This is a genomic window from Mucilaginibacter sp. P2_A5 (assembly GCF_056404995.1).
Genome location: NZ_JBFUCY010000081.1, coordinates 1 through 1,056 on the forward strand (window position 1 = coordinate 1; position 1,056 = coordinate 1,056).

The 1,056-nt window shown below is 36.8% G+C and carries 1 protein-coding gene; it reads left to right on the top strand.

Translation table 11 applies throughout. From position 1 onward, the window contains the following. Positions 1–139 precede the first annotated feature (139 nt). Positions 140–1,042, top strand: a complete 903-nt coding sequence (locus tag AC1DXF_RS29430; protein ID WP_477452248.1) for a transposase — start codon at positions 140–142, stop codon at positions 1,040–1,042. Positions 1,043–1,056 lie beyond the last annotated feature (14 nt).

A 1,056-nucleotide genomic window follows, 5' to 3' on the forward strand; every position in this document is an offset into this window, starting at 1 on the left:
TAATGCGAATCAAGGGTTAAAAAGCTATAGAAACTTTATGGATTAAACACCTGATTATGAGCTTTTTATTTGTGATTTTATTTGTTTAAAGCCTTGAAAATCAGTATCTTAAAGAAGATTTCCACATCAAACTTTAAGAATGATTCCCAAGGCTAAAGCACTTAGACTAATCGCTATCTATTTACATATCTGCAAGTTACATAACGAAGAACTTCAATACTTATATCAAAGATACACCAATAATGATAAACCTGAATTTACCGATCAGGAAATGATGACTTTATATCTTTTTGTTGTCCAGGAGGAACAAAGGTTTAAAGTTTCTCAGATATATGCTTTTGCGGATCAGTATATGCGTTCCTGGTTTCCTGCTTTGCCTTCTTATCAGGCATTTAACAGGAGATTAAATCGACTTAGCGAGGCATTCAAGTTAATAGCGGCCCGCTCGGTTTCTGATTTCATACCTTCGGATTGCAGGCTTGATATCAGCTTGCTTGATTCTATGCCCATTATTACTTGCTCCGGAAAACGARGTGGAAAAGTGGCTACTGAAATTACCGACAAGGGATATTGCGGTACTAAGTCCCTATATTATTATGGACTTAAACTGCATACACTTGCTTTTTCAAGACCTAATAGAATGCCTTTTCCTGAACAAATTGTTATCACTACGGCATCTGAAAGCGACCTGAATGTCTTTAAGCAAGATTGGGGGGCTATAACAAACCGTACTTTTTTTGGAGATAAAATCTATCACAATGAAGCATATTTTAAAAGCCTGGAAATAAATGCAAACGCAACTATGCTTACACCTGTCAAAGCTATAAAAGATCAGGCTGAAGTACTTAAACAAAGAGATAAAGCGGCAAATGACCTATTTAACGCTGCCGTATCGACCGTCAGGCAACCCATTGAATCCCTGTTCAATTGGCTGATTGAAAAAACAGACTTACAACGAGCGAATAAAGTCAGGTCTACTAACGGATTACTCGTCCACGTTTTTGGAAAAATTGCTGCCGCTTTTATCTATCTTATTTTTTAACCCTTGATTCGCAT